A 14,871-nucleotide genomic window follows, 5' to 3' on the forward strand; every position below is an offset into this window, starting at 1 on the left:
AGCCTACCCAGCCCCTCTCACGTCCACACTTCGGAGGATCCCCGGCGGTGCGAACCCAGCAGGTGGGTGTCGATGATCCCGATGGCCTCCATGAGGGCGAACATCGTGGTCGGTCCCACGAACCGGAAACCCCGCGCCCGCAGCGCTTTCGACAGGGCCGTGGACTCGGGGGACGTGCTCGGGACCTCCGCCGGGGTCTGCGGCCGGGGGGTCTGTTCCGGCTGGAACGACCAGACGAACTCGGCGAGCCCGCCGTCCGGCCGCAGCCGGAGGGTGGCCCGGGCATTGCCGATCGTCGCCAGAATCTTGGCCCGGTTGCGGATGATCCCCGCATCGGCCAGGAGCCGGTCCACCTCGGTCTCCCCGAAGCAGGCGACCTGTTCCGGGTCGAAGTCCGCGAAGGCCCGCCGGAACGCGGGCCGCTTGGCCAGCACGGTCCGCCAGGAGAGCCCGGACTGGAAGGCCTCCAGGGACAGTCGCTCGAACACGCCGTGCTCGTCCCTGACGGGCAGGCCCCACTCCGTGTCGTAGTACTCGCGCAGCAGGGGATCGGTGGCGGCCCACGGCGGGCGGGCGAGGCCGTCCTCCCCGACGACGAGGGCGTCCGGCAGCGGCTCGCTCACGCGGCGACCGCCCGGTTCTCGAGGCCCAGCAGCGTCTCCTTGGCCTCGAGCCCGCCCAGGTAACCCCCCAGCCCGCCGTCCGAGCGCAGCACCCGGTGGCAGGGGACGACGACCGGCAGCGGGTTGGTGGCGCAGGCGGTGCCCACGGCCCGGACGGCACCGGGTCGGTCGAGGAGCTCGGCGACCTGACGGTAGGACATGGTCCGCCCGTAGCCGATCTCCGGCAGGCGCTGCTGCACGGCCCGCCGGAAACCGTGGGACAGGGCGAAGTCCAGGGGCACCCCGAACTGCCGCCTGCGGCCGGCGAAGTACTCCTCCAGTTCGGCCGCGGCCGCGTCCAGCTTCCAGGGAGCGTGCAGGATGCGGGGCCCGAGCCGCTGGGCCAGCCCGGACAGGACCTCATCGAAGCCCTCCCGCTCGAAGGCGACCCGGACCAGTCCCCGCTCGGTGGCGGCCAGCAGGAGCCGGCCCACGGGGCTCTCGAGGATCCGGTAGGCGACCTCCAGCAGGGCCTCGTCCTCCGCCCGGTGGGCCAGCCTCCCGGCCAGTCCGGCCAGCTCGGCCTCGGACACCGAGAAAGCCGGCAGGCTCCCGGGGCCCAGGGGTGATGGTGTCGTCATGACGTGGTCCTCATCGTGTCTCGTTTCGTCTCGTCTCGTCGTGTCTCGTCTGACCGCTCAACCGTCATAGCGGTCCCGAAGGGTCCTGAGCCCGTCGGCCGCCGCCCGGCGGACGGCCTCGGGGGTGCTGCCGATCAGCTCGGCCGTCTCGGTGTGCCTCAGGCCTCCGAGGTAGTGGTACGCGATGGCCAGTCGCTGACGTTCGGGCAGCGCGGCGACGGCCGTCCACACGGCCGCGTGCCCGTCCGCGTCACTCGCCGGTGCCACCACGGTGTCCGGCAGTTGCTCCACCGGCACGGGCTGCCGTTGCCGGGCGCGCAGCACGTCGACCGCCTTCCGGCCGGCGACCCGCACCAGCCAGGCCTCCAGGTTCGCCACGGCCTCCAGGTCCGGCCAGGACCGCAGGGCCGCGAGGAAGGTCTCCTGCCAGGCGTCGTCCGCGTCCGGACCCGGTCCCAGCACGGCGCGGCAGACCCGCAGCACGGTGGCACCGTGCGTGCGGACGGCCAGGTCGAAGGGCGGCATCATCGTCATCACACCGTAGTCGTCGCCGGGAGGGAAAACGTGAGGTCCGGCCCCCGGCCAGGGGTTCATGGTGGCCAGGGGTTCATAGTATGGAGGGATGAGCGATCACCATGGTGAATTCAAGGTGCCCGGCGGCAAGCTGGTCATCGCCGACCTCACCGTCTCGGACGGTTCCGCCCCCGGGGCGGGGACCATCACGAGCGCGAGCATCAACGGTGACTTCTTCCTGGAGCCGGACGAGGCCCTGGAGCACATCAACCGGTCGCTGGTCGGCCTGTCCCAGGAGGCACCCCACGGGACCATCGCGGAGGCGGTGGACGCCGCCGTCGGGCCCGGGACGGTCATGTTCGGCTTCGACGCGCACGCCGTGGCCACCGCGGTGCGCCGGGCCCTGGGCCACGCCACCACCTGGGAGGACCACGAGTGGGAGGTCCTGGCCCCCCAGCCCCTGCCCATCACCACCCAGGTCGCTCTGGACCAGGTCCTCACGGAGGACGTGTCCGCCGGACGGCGCCGGCCCGCACTGCGGCTGTGGCAGTGGACGGAGCCGGCCGTGGTCATCGGGTCCTTCCAGTCCCTGGCCAACGAGGTGGACCCGGACGGGGTCCACCGGCACGGCATCTCCGTGGTGCGCCGCATCTCCGGGGGCGGGGCCATGTTCATGGAGGCCGACAACTGTGTCACCTACTCGCTGTACCTGCCGCAGTCCCTCGTGGACGGGATGAGCTTCGCCGACTCCTACCCCTTCCTGGACGCGTGGGTGATGGAGGCACTGCGCCGCACGGGCGTGGAGGCGTTCTATCAGCCGCTCAACGACATCGCCACGCCGCAGGGCAAGATCGGCGGCGCCGCCCAGAAGCGGTTGTCCGGCGGGGGCCTGCTGCACCACGTCACCATGAGCTACGACATCGACGCGGAGAAGATGACCGACGTGCTGCGCATCGGCCAGGAGAAGCTCCGGGACAAGGGCATCCGCTCGGCGAAGAAGCGCGTCGACCCGCTGCGCCGGCAGACCGGGCTGACCCGGTCCGAGATCTGGGAGGTCATGATGGACACCTTCGCCGAGCGCCACGGTGCCCTCCGCAGCACCCTGACCGAGGACGAGATCAGCCGCGCCGAACAGCTCGCCGCCGGCAAGTTCGCCACCCCGGAGTGGACCGCGCGGGTCCCCTGACGCCGGACCCGGTCACCGCCCGGCGGCCTGGACCCGCAGGGAACGGACCAGGTCGTCCGTCCGCTCGACGACGATCCGCCGCAGCGCCCTCGGCGCCTCTGGGTGCTCCGCCAGCCACGCGCGCGCCGCCGCGACCACGGGGTGGGCGTCCTGGGCGTCGGGACCCCCGGGCAGTGCGTCCTGGGCCGCGGGGAAGAGCCCCCCGATGGTGCGCGAGGCCAGCCCGTTGGACCGGCCGGTCCAGATGCCCGTCAGCTCGGGCCAGTACCGGGGGGTGAACGGCGCGGCGAGGTCCGGGCGGGACGCGGTGAATCCCGCGGCGACGGCTGACAGGTGATCGTTGGAGAGCACGCGGCCGTCGGCCGTCCGCCCCGTGATGACCGCGGTCCAGGCCTGCTCGCGCACCCGCGCCTCCGGCACGGCGGCCGAGGCCGTCCGGTGCCACACGGCCGTCTGCGCGGTCACCTCCGCGGCCAGCGCCCGGTCCAGGCGGTCCTGGTCCGCCCGGCCCAGCGCCGCCAGGGCCTGCAGGGCCGCCCAGCGCATCTCGGCGTCCACCTCCAGTCCGGGCGCGACGGCGGCGCGCCCGCCCTCCGCCGTGCCGTCACCGGCAGGGCGCGCACCCCCGGGCCAGCCGGCCAGCACCGATTCCAGGACCGTGACGACACCGCGCACGGCATCGTGGTCCGCGTCCTCGGCGTCGCCGGCGTCGCCGGCATCGGCCGCACCGCGCGCGAGCAGGGCGAAAACCCGCATCGCGGCCCGCTGGCGGTCGCTGCCCGCCACAACGCTCCCGGACCCGCTCAGCGCCTCGCGCAGGGCGGCCCCGAACCGCACCCGCAGCCCCGTCCTCACGCCGGCCGGGGCGTAGCGGCGAATGGCCGTCTCCGCCTGCCCGAGGACCTGGGAGTACAGGCCGACGTCCTCGAGGTGACCGGAGAGCCGGCAGCAGGCCCCCACGAAGTCCGCGGCCGGCAGCAGCCCGTCGCGCGTCATGTTCCACAGCGCCGCCCACACGGTCGCCGCGGCGAGGCTGTCCGTCACCGGGTGCTCGAGCACCGCCGCCACGGAGGCCGGGTCCAGCCGGATCTTCGCGTAGGTGAGGTCCTCGTCGTTGGGCAGCACCAGCCGCACGGCCCCGGCACCCTCGCCGCCGGCTGCCTCGTGACCCGCCGCGCCCCCGGCCGCGATGTGCGCCCCGGTGGCACCGGAGGCCACCTCCACGTCGGTGACGGCCGTGCGCACCAGCCGGCCGCCGTCGTCGGGGGCATAGCGACCCACCCTGAGCACGTGTGGGCGCAGGACCTGCCGCCCCGTGGCCGGGTCCGTGCCGCGCTGGCACAGCACCGGGGTCTCCCCGTCCCGGACCCACAGCTCCGGGACGCCCGCGGTCTGCAGCCACTGCACCGGCCAGTCGGCGAGGTCCCGGCCGGAGACCTCCTCGAGCACCGCCAGGAAGTCCTGCAGCGCCGCGTTGCCCCAGGCGTGCCGGGCGAAGTACTCCCGGGAGGCCGCCATGAACGCCTCTCGCCCCACGAACGCCACCAGCTGCTTGAGCACCGAGGCGCCCTTGGCGTAGGTGATGCCGTCGAAGTTCTGCCGGGCGGCCTCGAGGTCGGCGATGTCCGCGACGATCGGGTGGGTGGTGGGGTACTGGTCCTGGACGTAGGCCCACCCCTTGCGCCGGTGCGCGAAGGTGGTCCACGCGTCCGTGAACTCCGTGGCCTCGGCCACGGCCAGCGTCCCCATGTAGTCCGCGAACGACTCCTTCAGCCACAGGTCGTCCCACCACCTCATGGTGACCAGGTCACCGAACCACATGTGGGCCATCTCGTGCATGATCGTGGTGGCCCGGCCCTCGTACTGGGCCCGTGTGGCGCGTGAGCTGAACACGTAGTCCTCGGTGAGGGTGACCAGCCCCGGGTTCTCCATCGCCCCGAGGTTGTACTCCGGGACGAAGGCCTGGCCGTACCTCCCCCAGGGGTAGGGCACCCGGAACAGGTCGTGGAAGTGGTCCAGGCCGGCCCGCGTGGTGTCGAAGACCCGTTCCGCGTCCATCGCCCCGGCCATCGAGCGCCGGCAGTACAGGCTCAGCGGCACCACGGGCGCCCCGGACCCCGGGTGGCCGTCCCAGCGGTCCTCCCAGACCGCATACGGTCCCGCCAGCAGCGTGGTGATGTACGTGGACATCGGCGGTGTGGGGGAGAAGTCCACCGTCACCAGGCCCTCGCCCGCGTCCCGACGCGCGGCCTCGGGCTGGTTCGAGGCCAGCACCCAGTCCGCCGGCCCCGTCAGGTGGAACGTGAACCGTCCCTTCAGGTCCGGTTGCTCGAACGTGGCGAACACCCGGCGGGCGTCCGCCGGCTCGTACTGGGTGTACAGGTAGGTCCGGCCGTCCGAGGGGTCCACGAAGCGGTGCAGGCCCTCACCCGAGGTGGAATAGAGCGCCGTGCCCACCACGGTCACCTCGTTGCTCCCGGCCAGGTCCGGCAGCAGGATGCGGGACCCGCCACAGACCTGCGCGGTGTCCAGGCAGCGGCCGTTGAGCACCACGGACTCGACCCCGTCATGGATGAAGTCCAGGAAGGTGGACGACCCCGGGTCCGCGCAGGAGAAGGTCAGGGAAGTCCTCGTGCGGAAGCCGGTGGCCTGCGCATCCAGTGCGGTGCCGAGGTCCACGTGCACGTCATAGTCGTGGACGGTGACCAGCGCCGAGCGCTCGCGGGCCTCCTCGCGGGTGAGGTTCGTGCGGTCCAGGAAGGCCGGTTCGGCTGTGGGCGTGGTCACCATGAAGGTATTCAACCACTGTTTCAGGTTTTCCGCCGTGGACCGGCACCCGCGCGAAATGTCCCGTTGCGGTGCCGGGCCGTGGAATGCTGGTGGACATGTCAGACCTGTTTGCCGCATACGCCGAGGCGCTGGAGCGCGGCGACGCGTGGGACGAGATGTTCGCCCCGGGATTCACGCTGCGCCAGGACTACCGTCCCGTGCAGCGTGCCCTGGACGAGCTCTCCCTCGACGACGTCACCGCCCGGGCGGACTCGATGGCCCGGACCTTCCTGGACCGCGGCGTCACCTTCGACTACGCGGGCGAGGAGCGGGCCTGGCCCCTGGACATCGTCCCCCGCGTCATCCCCGCGGACGACTGGGAGGTCCTGGAGCGGGGCGTGGCCCAGCGTGTGCGGGTGCTGGAGGCCTTCCTGGACGACGTCTACTCCACGATGTCGGTGGTGCGGGACGGGGTGGTGCCCCGGTCGCTGATCACCACCAGCGCCCACTTCCACCGCGCCGTCCACGGCTTCCGCCCCGCCGGCGGAGTGCGCGTGCACGTCTCCGGCATCGACGTGGTGCGCGACGCCGAGGGGACCTTCCGCGTCCTCGAGGACAACGTCCGGGTGCCCTCGGGCGTCTCCTACGTGCTGGAGAACCGGCGGGCGATGTCCAAGGGCCTGCCCGAGGCCATCGGGTCCGTCAATGTCCGTCCCGTCGAGGAGTATCCCCGTCGCCTGCTGGCCGCGCTGCGCACGTCGGCGCCGTCGGAGATCGAGGACCCGGTCGTCGTGGTGCTCACCCCGGGGGTCTACAACTCCGCCTACTTCGAGCACACCCTGCTGGCCGGGATGATGGGCGTGGAACTGGTCGAGGGGCGTGACCTGGTCACCCGGGCCAACAAGGTCTACATGCGAACCACCGACGGCGAGCGGCGCGTGGACGTGATCTACAAGCGGATCGACGACGACTTCCTGGACCCCCTGCACTTCCGTTCCGACTCCGTCCTCGGGGTCCCGGGGATCGTCAACGCCGCCCGGGCCGGCAACGTCACCATCGCCAACGCGGTGGGCAACGGCGTGGCCGACGACAAGCTCGTCTACACCTACATGCCGGACCTGACCCGCTACTACCTGGGCGAGGATCCCATCGTCCCCAACGTGGACACGTTCCGGCTCGAGGAGCCCGAGGCCCGCGAGGAGGTCATGGACCGCCTGGACGAGCTCGTGGTCAAGCCGGTCGACGGGTCCGGTGGCAAGGGCCTCGTCATCGGGCCTGACGCCTCACCGGCCGAGCTCGAGGAATTGCGCCGCAAGGTCCTCGCCGAACCCCGGGGCTGGATCGCCCAGCCGGTGCTGCAGCTGTCCACGGTGCCGACCCTGGCCGGGGGCCGCTTCGCCCCCCGGCACGTGGACCTGCGGCCGTTCGCCATCAACGACGGGCACGACGTCTGGGTCCTGCCCGGCGGGCTGACCCGCGTGGCGTTGAAGGAGGGGTCGCTGATCGTGAACTCCTCCCAGGGCGGCGGGTCCAAGGACACCTGGGTGATGGCCCGCACCGGCGCGGAGGCGCGCCCCGCGGCCCACCGGGAACCCGAGCCACAGGTGCACGTGGTCGGGGACGACTGGCCCGAGGGGCAGTCGCAGAGTCCCCTGGACGAGATCGGACTGCTGCCCGAGCAGCAGCAACAACAGGGAGGGGCATCATGCTGAGCCGCATCGCCGAGTCGCTGTTCTGGATCGGCCGCTACGTGGAGCGCGCCGACGGCACCGCCCGCATCCTCGACGTGCACCTGGAACGGCTCAACGGGGCGAGCGCCCAGGAACAGGAGACCGTCACCCGGGAGCTGCTGACCATCATGGGCGTCCCGCAGCCGGAGGAGTACACGCTGGGCTCCCTGCTCAACACGCTGGCCTACACCCGGACCAGCACGCACTCCGTCGCCGGTTCCCTGGGCGCGGCCCGGGAGAACGCCCGGCGGGCGCGCGAGACCGTCTCGTCCTCCCTCTGGGAGGCGCTCAACACCACGTGGTACGGCCTCGGCCAGCACCGCCGGGACATGGTCGGCACCTATCGGTTCTGCCATTGGGTGCTGGAGCGCACCGCCATGATCCGCGGTCTCGCCGACTCCACCATGAGCCATGACGAGGCCTGGCTGTTCCTGGAACTGGGCCGCTCGCTGGAGCGGGCCGACATGACCGCCCGCATGCTCGCCACCCGCGAGTCCGAGGCCCTCGGCCTGTCCTGGGTCAACATGCTGCGGTGCGCCGGGGCCTATGAGTCCTTCCTGCGCACCCAGCGGGCCACCGTGGGCGAGGAGCACGCCGGTGAGTTCCTGCTGCTGGACCGGCTCTTCCCGCGCTCCGTGCTGCGCGCGCTGCAGGACGCCGAGGAGTGCCTGATGGCCCTGGACCCGTCCTACCAGCGCGTAGGCTTCATGGATGACGCTCGGCGGATCGTGGGGGAGATGCGTTCCACGCTGGAGTACTCGACCCCGGACCAGCTGGCCGCCTCGCTGCCGATCTTCCTGCACCAGGTCCAGCTCTCCTGCGCCCGGGCCTCCGAAGCCATCACCAACAAGTACTTTTCCCGGGGTCAGGAACTGTCCTGGGTGGGAGAGGTCTCATGAGCCGCCTGCACATCACGCACCGGACCAACTACGCGTACAACAGCCCGGCTACGACCTCGTACAACGAGGCCCGGATGACCCCGGTGACGGACGCCCAGCAGATCACCCTGGAGTCCTCGATCACCATCACGCCCCGGCAGGCGGTGGCCACCACCTACCGCGACTACTGGGGCACCCGGGTGACCTCGTTCGACGTCCACGTCCCCCACGACACCCTCGAGGTCCTCGCCTCCGCCACGGTGGAGGTCCACCGCGCCGATCCGCTCGTGCCGGACGACGACCTGGCGGACTGGGACCGGATGGAGTCGACGGAGACGGTGCACGAGTTCTCCGACTTCCTGCCGCAGACCCGGCTGTCCGATCCGGGCGACGACGCGCGCGAGCGGGCCCGCGCCCTGCGCGCCCCGCGGCCGCACCAGAGCGCCCGCAACGTGCTGGAATGGCTCGACGAGGCCATGTCCTACCAGCCGGGCGTCACCGCCGTGACCTCCGGGGCCGAGGATGCCCTGGCCACCGGCAAGGGCGTGTGCCAGGACCTGGCGCACATCGGGATCGGCATGATGCGCGCCCTCGGCATCCCCGCGCGCTACGTCTCGGGGTACATCCACCCGAAGCCCTCGGTGCCGCTGGGCACCGAGGTGGCCGGACAGTCCCATGCCTGGCTGGAATGGTGGGACGGCGCCTGGCACACGTGGGACCCGACCAACACCAAGCCGGCCGGCGACCTCCACGTGCTCGTGGGCCGCGGCCGCGACTACCGCGACGTGACCCCGCTGAAGGGGATCGTGTCCGGGGGACAGGGCTCCCGCCTCTCCGTCGAGGTGCTCATGCGCCAGGTGGCCTGATCCCGCACCAGAACAACCCTGATTCCTTGTGTCAGTGACTACAAGGGATCAGGGTTGTTCTGGTCTGGAGCTGATCAGGTCAGGGGCGGCACGAACTGGCCCTTCGCCAGCACGGTCAGGCCGGAGTCGGTCACCGTGAAACCGCGGGACTCGTCCTCCGCGCGGTCGAACCCGATCTGCACGCCCTCGGGCACGACGATGTTCTTGTCCAGGATGGCGTTGCGGATCTTGGCGCCCTTGCCGACCACCACGCCGTCCAGCAGGACGGACTGCTCCACCCACGCCTCGTTGTTGACCCGCACGTCCGTGGAGAGCACCGACTGGGCCACGGTGCCGCCGGACACGACGACGCCCTGGGAGAGCATGGAGTCCACCGCGGTGCCGGGCCGCTTGGTGGCGGACCGCACCAGCTTGGCGGGCGGGGACACCGACTGGCTGGTGAAGATCGGCCAGTCGCTGTTGTACAGGTTGAAGTCGGGCCACGGCTTCACGAGGTCCATGTGCGAGTCGTAGTACGCGTCCAGGGTGCCGACGTCCCGCCAGTAGTGGGATCCTCCCGATTCCCCGGGCACCTGGTTCGACGTGAAGTCGTAGACCCCGCAGTCGTTCTGCCCGACGAACCACGGCACGATGTCACCGCCCATGTCGTGGTCCGTGTCCTCCATCTTCGCGTCCTCGTTGATGGCGTTCACGAGCGCGTCGGCCGTGAAGACGTAGTTGCCCATGGAGGCCAGGAACTGGGTGGGATCGTCCGCGAGGCCCTGCGTCGTGGGGGGCTTCTCCACGAAGCGCTCGATCATCGTCGGATCCTCCGGACGGGTCTCGATCACGCCGAAGGACGAGGACAGCTCCAGGGGCTGGCGCACCGCGGCCACCGTGGCCGAGGCGCCGGAGGCGATGTGCTGGTCCACCATCTGCTGGAAGTCCATCCGGTAGACGTGGTCGGCGCCGATGACGACGACGATGTCCGGACGGGCGTCATGGATGAGGTTCATCGACTGGTAGATGGCGTTGGCGCTGCCCAGGAACCAGTCCTTGCCGCGACGCTGCTGGGCGGGGACGGACGCGATGTAGTTCTGCAGGAGGGTGGAGAGGCGCCAGGTCTCGGAGATGTGCCGATCCAGTGAGTGCGACTTGTACTGCGTGAGCACCACGATCTTCAGGTACCCGGAGTTGACCAGGTTCGACAGGGCGAAGTCGATCAACCGGTAGCTGCCGGCGAAGGGCACCGCCGGTTTCGCGCGGTCCGCCGTCAGCGGCATCAGCCGCTTCCCCTCGCCGCCCGCCAGGACGATCGCCAGCACCCTCTTCTGAGGCATTTCCTTCATCCCGTTCCGTCGATGTAGTGAACTTCCTTCACAGTAACGGGACTTCGTCACTCTGGACTACGTTGTAGTCGTGCGGATAGACATTGTGACCAAGGAGTTCCCCCCGGCCATCTACGGAGGCGCGGGCGTCCATGTCGCCGAGCTGTCCCGGGTCCTCGCGCCCCGGACGGAGCTGCACGTCCATGCCTTCGGCGAGGACCGCGACCCGGACTACCACGGCGCCTCCGTGACCAGTTACCGGGTGCCCGGGGGGCTCCAGGACGCCAACGCGGCGGTGCAGACCCTCGGCACCGACCTGGTGATGCTGGAGAACCTGGCGGGGACCGACCTCATCCACACCCACACCTGGTACGCGAACATGGCGGGCCACCTCGGCGGGCTGCTCCACGGCGTGCCGCACATCCTCTCCGCGCACTCCCTGGAGCCCCTGCGGCCGTGGAAGTCCGAGCAGCTGGGTGGGGGCTACCGGGTCTCCTCCTGGGCGGAGGCGACGGCCTACGCCTCCGCGGCCGCCGTCATCGCGGTGTCCGAGGGCATGCGCCGTGACATCCTCGCCGCCTACCCGGACATCGACCCGGACAAGGTGCGGGTGGTCCACAACGGCATCGACACCGACCGGTGGACCCCGCAGCCGGAGACGGACGCCCTGGAACGGCACGGCATCGATCCGGCCCGCCCCACCGTGGCGTTCGTCGGCCGGGTCACGCGCCAGAAGGGCGTGCCGTACCTGCTCCGGGCCGCGGCACGCCTCGATCCCGAGGTCCAGATCGTGCTGTGCGCAGGCGCCGCCGACACCCCCGGGCTCGCGGCCGAGGTCAACGCGCTCATCCAGGACCTGCAGCGGACCCGCGACGGGGTCGTGGTCATCGAGGGCATGTTGCCCCGCAGGGACGTCGTGCAGATCCTGTCCTCCGCCACGGTCTTCGCCTGCCCCTCGATCTACGAACCGCTGGGGATCGTGAACCTGGAGGCCATGGCCTGCGGGACCGCCGTGGTGGCCTCGGCCGTCGGCGGGATCCCGGAGGTCGTCCAGGATGGCGTCACCGGGCGGCTCGTGGCCCTGGAACAGGCCACGGACGGCACCGGGACACCGCTGGAGGAGGAGCGCTTCGTGGCGGACTTCGCCGACGCCCTCACCGCCGTCCTGGGTGACCCGGAGCAGGCCGCGCGCATGGGTGCCGCGGGACGCCAGCGGGCCATCGACCACTTCTCCTGGGAGTCGATCGCCGACCGCACGCTCGAGGTCTACTCCGCCGTCCTGGCCTGAGCACCGTGTCGACGAGGCCCCGGCCCCTGCACGACGGCAGGGACCGGGGCCTCGGCGTCCGGGACGGTGCGGGGCGGTGCGGCGCCGCGGTGTCCGTCGGTTCAGCGGTGGGAGCGCGTGCCCTGCACGGACCTCTCCGGGACGGGAGCGTCGGCACTGGCCCGCAGGATGCGGTAGTACTCGGCGGCCTCGTTCTGGCGCCGGGCCTCCTCGCCGGTGGCCACGTCCATCCGGACGTGCTCCGGAGCATAGCCCCAGGCGTCCACCAGGTCCTGGGCGTGCGGCCGCAGCCGGTAGGCCAGGCGGTTGATGTACTGGCGCAGGGTGCGCGCACGCTGGGGTGAGATGCGGGAGTTCTCCAGGAACCAGCCGAGGTCGTCCTCGATGACCCGCAGTGCGAAGAGGTCCCGCAGCCAGGTGAGGACCTGACGCGTGTGATCGTCCTCCACGCGCTCCACGGCCCGGGTGAAGGCCTCCCACTCGAGCAGTTCGGCGTGGTTCCGGGCGGCGTCGATGAGTTCGGTCTGGTGGCGGTTGAAGGTGGCCGCCTGCTCGGCGCGTGACTTCCTGGCCACCGGGAGCAGCGCCTGGGCCACGGCGCCGGTCTTGGTGCGCACGCGGTCCTCCAGCAGGGCGCGCTGGACCGCGGTCTCCTTGAACCAGTTGGCGCTCTTGCGTTCCGACCCGGCGTCCTGGACGGACTGGACCACCCGGCGCAGGCCGGACCGGTGGACGACCGCCTCGGTGGCCCGGGCCGCGACGAACTTCGACAGGGCCCCCACGGAGAACCCGGAGAGCTCCTTCGAGTAGTCCGCCAGGAGCCGCTTGCCCACCAGCTGGAGCAGGACGTTGTTGTCCCCCTCGAAGGTGACGTAGATGTCGAGGTCCGCCCGCAGGGACGCGAACCGGTTCTTCGCCATGAAGCCGGCCCCGCCGCAGGCCTCGCGGGCCTCCTGCAAGGTGTCCAGGGCGTTCCAGGTGGCCAGCGGCTTGATCGCGGCCGCCAGGGTCTCGAGCTCCTGCCGGTCCTGGTCGGAGTCGGACTCCCCGGAGAACACGGAGTCGAACTTCTCCAGCAGCTCGTTGCCGGCGAACGCGTCCGCGTAGGTGCGGGCCAGCCGGTCGATCAGCCGCCGCTGGTGCAACTGGTAGTCCATCAGGACCTCTTCATGGGTGTCCGAGGTCGCGTTGAACTGCCGACGTTCGTTGCCGTAGGTGACCGCGGCCTTCAGGGCCAGCGCCGAGACGGCCGCACCGGACAGCGCCAGGGACACCCGGCCCTGGACCAGGGTGCCGATCATGGTGAAGAACCGGCGCCCCGGGGAGCTGATGTCGGAGGAGTAGGTGCCGTCATCGGCCACCGAGCCGTACCGGTCGAGCAGGTTCGTGCGGGGGATGCGGACGCGATCGAAGTGCAGCCGTCCGTTGTCGATGCCGTTGAGTCCTCCCTTGAGCCCGTCGTCCTCGCCGCCGACGCCCGGCAGGAACGCCCCGGACTCGTCCCGGAGGGGCACGAAGAAGGCGTGCACGCCGTGGTTCACGCCGCGGGTGACCAGCTGGGCGAAGACCACGGCGGCCTTGCCGTGCAGGGCCGCATTGCCGAGGTAGTCCTTCCAGGCGGCCTTGAAGGGGGTGTGCACCTCGAACTCGTCGGTCTCCGGCACGTAGGTGGCGGTCGTGGCGAGGGAGGACACGTCCGAGCCGTGGCCGATCTCCGTCATGGCGAAGGCCCCGGGCAGTTTCAGGCTGATGACGTCGGGCAGCCACTTGTCGTGGTGCTCCTGGGTGCCCAGGTGCATGATGGCCGAGCCGAACAGGCCCCACTGCACGCCGGACTTGATCTGCAGGGAGGGATCGGCGGTGACCACCTCCACGAAGGCGGCGATGTTCCCGCCATGGTTGTCCTCGCCTCCCAGGTGCGCGGGGAACGCCTTCTGGACGACGCCCAGGTCCACGAGCAGTCCCAGCTGTCCGAGCACCCGTTCGCGGTGTTCGTCCATGGGCAGTCCCTCGACCTTGTGCAGGCGCGGGTCCTTGACGATCTCCCGGGACTGCCGGCGCTCCGCGGCCCACCGTCCGAGCAACAGGTCCTGGATCCGGTCCATGTCGAGTCCACCGGGTTCGGCCGGTGACACCGCGCTGGAGGCCGCGACCGGCACCGCGGCCTGGTCGGTGTCCGGAACGGGTGAGACGGCGACACCGTCCATGGCGGGGTCCGGGTGGGCCGCTCCGGCCTCGGCGGTTCCGGCCAGGACGGTGGAATCAGGGGTGGTGGTCATGACGTCTCCTGTCGGGGAGTGGGGGAGGAGGAGTGCTGGGGCGCGTAGGTCCCGGCCAGTCCGGCCGTGAGCCACGAGGTGATCTTGCGGGCGAGGCGGTCGGCCTCGGGCCTGCCCGGACCGGGAGGGGTGGCCAGCCAGGTCTCCCCGGCGGACCGGACCATGCCGATGGCGGCACGGGGCCAGTACCACGTGGCCGACCCCTCGGACGGCTCGCGGCCCTGCTGTCTCAGGTAGGTCCGGAAGTGCACGTCCATCACGGCGGCGATGCGGTCCGAGAAGTCGGCCATGGCCGCCGGCTGGGAGCCGTCCAGGGCGGCCGCGTCGGCGGCCTCCGGCGGCAACCGGGTTGAGAAGGCATAGACGTGCGGGGACGACTCCGCGAGCCGCAGGTAGACCGAGATCATCGCGTAGAGGCCGTCCAGGGCGTTCTCGGAGGCCTCCGCGGCGGTCAGCAGCTCGCGCTCCATGAACTCGATGGCGCGCTGCCCCACGGCCACCTGCAGGCCGTTCTTGTCCCCGAAGTACCGGTAGAAGACGCTCTTGGACGTCCCCGCGTGGGCGGCGATCTCGTCCATCGAGGCCTGGGGGCCGAGGTCGTGCACGGCGTGGCGGGCGGCGCGGATCAGTTCGCTGCGGCGTTGCTGACGATGCCGGTCCCAGCGCGTGCTGCGGCCGTCCGCCGCGGCCGGGGCGGACGACGGGGAGGCCGGCGACTGGAGGGGGTGCCGGCCCTGGGCTGCGCTGTTCACGATACTGAGCGTATCAGGTACTGTGGGTTCCAGTAACCCACCTCACACGTTCCGTCCGCG

Annotated in this window: 12 protein-coding genes; 5 read left to right on the forward strand and 7 right to left on the reverse strand. The window is 71.2% G+C overall.

All coding sequences use genetic code 11. From position 1 onward, the window contains the following. Positions 1-17 precede the first annotated feature (17 nt). From PLJ28_RS02805 to PLJ28_RS02815, 3 genes are read right to left on the reverse strand one after another with little or no spacing between them, the layout of a single operon-like run. Complete coding sequence (locus PLJ28_RS02805; RefSeq protein WP_298045450.1) at positions 18-623, reverse strand: DNA-3-methyladenine glycosylase I; 606 nt, start codon at positions 621-623, stop codon at positions 18-20. Next, on the reverse strand, positions 620-1,243 hold the full coding sequence (locus tag PLJ28_RS02810) for a methylated-DNA--[protein]-cysteine S-methyltransferase (RefSeq protein ID WP_183525860.1): 624 nt from the start codon (positions 1,241-1,243) through the stop codon (positions 620-622). Before PLJ28_RS02810 ends, PLJ28_RS02805 begins: the two co-directional genes overlap by 4 nt. Before the next feature lie 57 nt (positions 1,244-1,300). Next, complete coding sequence (locus tag PLJ28_RS02815) at positions 1,301-1,771, reverse strand: RNA polymerase sigma factor (RefSeq protein ID WP_221243575.1); 471 nt, start codon at positions 1,769-1,771, stop codon at positions 1,301-1,303. Between the two features lie 94 nt (positions 1,772-1,865). On the opposite strand from PLJ28_RS02815, the gene lplAB reads away from it, so the two are divergent. Beyond that, complete coding sequence (gene lplAB, locus PLJ28_RS02820) at positions 1,866-2,942, forward strand: lipoate-protein ligase LplAB (RefSeq protein WP_298045453.1); 1,077 nt, start codon at positions 1,866-1,868, stop codon at positions 2,940-2,942. Positions 2,943-2,954: 12 nt separating this feature from the next. On the opposite strand, the gene pepN is transcribed toward lplAB, so the two are convergent. After that, a complete protein-coding gene (gene pepN / locus PLJ28_RS02825) occupies positions 2,955-5,732 on the reverse strand; it encodes an aminopeptidase N (protein WP_324589871.1) in 2,778 nt (925 codons plus the stop codon). A gap of 95 nt (positions 5,733-5,827) precedes the next feature. On the opposite strand from pepN, the gene PLJ28_RS02830 reads away from it, so the two are divergent. Genes PLJ28_RS02830 through PLJ28_RS02840 form a run of 3 tightly spaced genes read left to right on the forward strand, consistent with a single transcriptional unit; the run spans position 5,828 to position 9,185 of the window. Then, a complete protein-coding gene (locus PLJ28_RS02830; RefSeq protein ID WP_183525872.1) occupies positions 5,828-7,423 on the forward strand; it encodes a circularly permuted type 2 ATP-grasp protein in 1,596 nt (531 codons plus the stop codon). Continuing rightward, positions 7,417-8,340 (forward strand): alpha-E domain-containing protein, encoded by a 924-nt coding sequence (locus PLJ28_RS02835; protein ID WP_183525875.1) that lies wholly within the window; start codon positions 7,417-7,419, stop codon positions 8,338-8,340. The genes PLJ28_RS02830 and PLJ28_RS02835 overlap by 7 nt, the downstream gene beginning before the upstream one ends. Further along, entirely contained in the window at positions 8,337-9,185 is an 849-nt protein-coding gene (locus tag PLJ28_RS02840; RefSeq protein ID WP_183525877.1) for a transglutaminase family protein, read from the forward strand. The genes PLJ28_RS02835 and PLJ28_RS02840 overlap by 4 nt, the downstream gene beginning before the upstream one ends. A 74-nt stretch (positions 9,186-9,259) precedes the next feature. Here PLJ28_RS02840 and glgC read toward each other — a convergent pair whose 3' ends face one another. Beyond that, positions 9,260-10,504, reverse strand: a complete 1,245-nt coding sequence (gene glgC, locus PLJ28_RS02845; RefSeq protein ID WP_183525880.1) for a glucose-1-phosphate adenylyltransferase — start codon at positions 10,502-10,504, stop codon at positions 9,260-9,262. Between the two features lie 79 nt (positions 10,505-10,583). Between glgC and glgA the strand changes: the two genes are divergently transcribed. Next, entirely contained in the window at positions 10,584-11,780 is a 1,197-nt protein-coding gene (gene glgA, locus PLJ28_RS02850) for a glycogen synthase (protein WP_183525883.1), read from the forward strand. Positions 11,781-11,881: 101 nt separating this feature from the next. Here glgA and PLJ28_RS02855 read toward each other — a convergent pair whose 3' ends face one another. Together PLJ28_RS02855 and PLJ28_RS02860 are read right to left on the reverse strand one after the other, a co-directional pair. After that, positions 11,882-13,987 (reverse strand): acyl-CoA dehydrogenase family protein, encoded by a 2,106-nt coding sequence (locus PLJ28_RS02855; protein ID WP_370577165.1) that lies wholly within the window; start codon positions 13,985-13,987, stop codon positions 11,882-11,884. Positions 13,988-14,055: 68 nt separating this feature from the next. Continuing rightward, complete coding sequence (locus tag PLJ28_RS02860; RefSeq protein WP_183525890.1) at positions 14,056-14,811, reverse strand: TetR/AcrR family transcriptional regulator; 756 nt, start codon at positions 14,809-14,811, stop codon at positions 14,056-14,058. Between the last annotated feature and the right edge of the window lie 60 nt (positions 14,812-14,871).

It is taken from the genome of Citricoccus sp., assembly GCF_035445025.1.
Lineage (GTDB): Bacteria > Actinomycetota > Actinomycetes > Actinomycetales > Micrococcaceae > Citricoccus.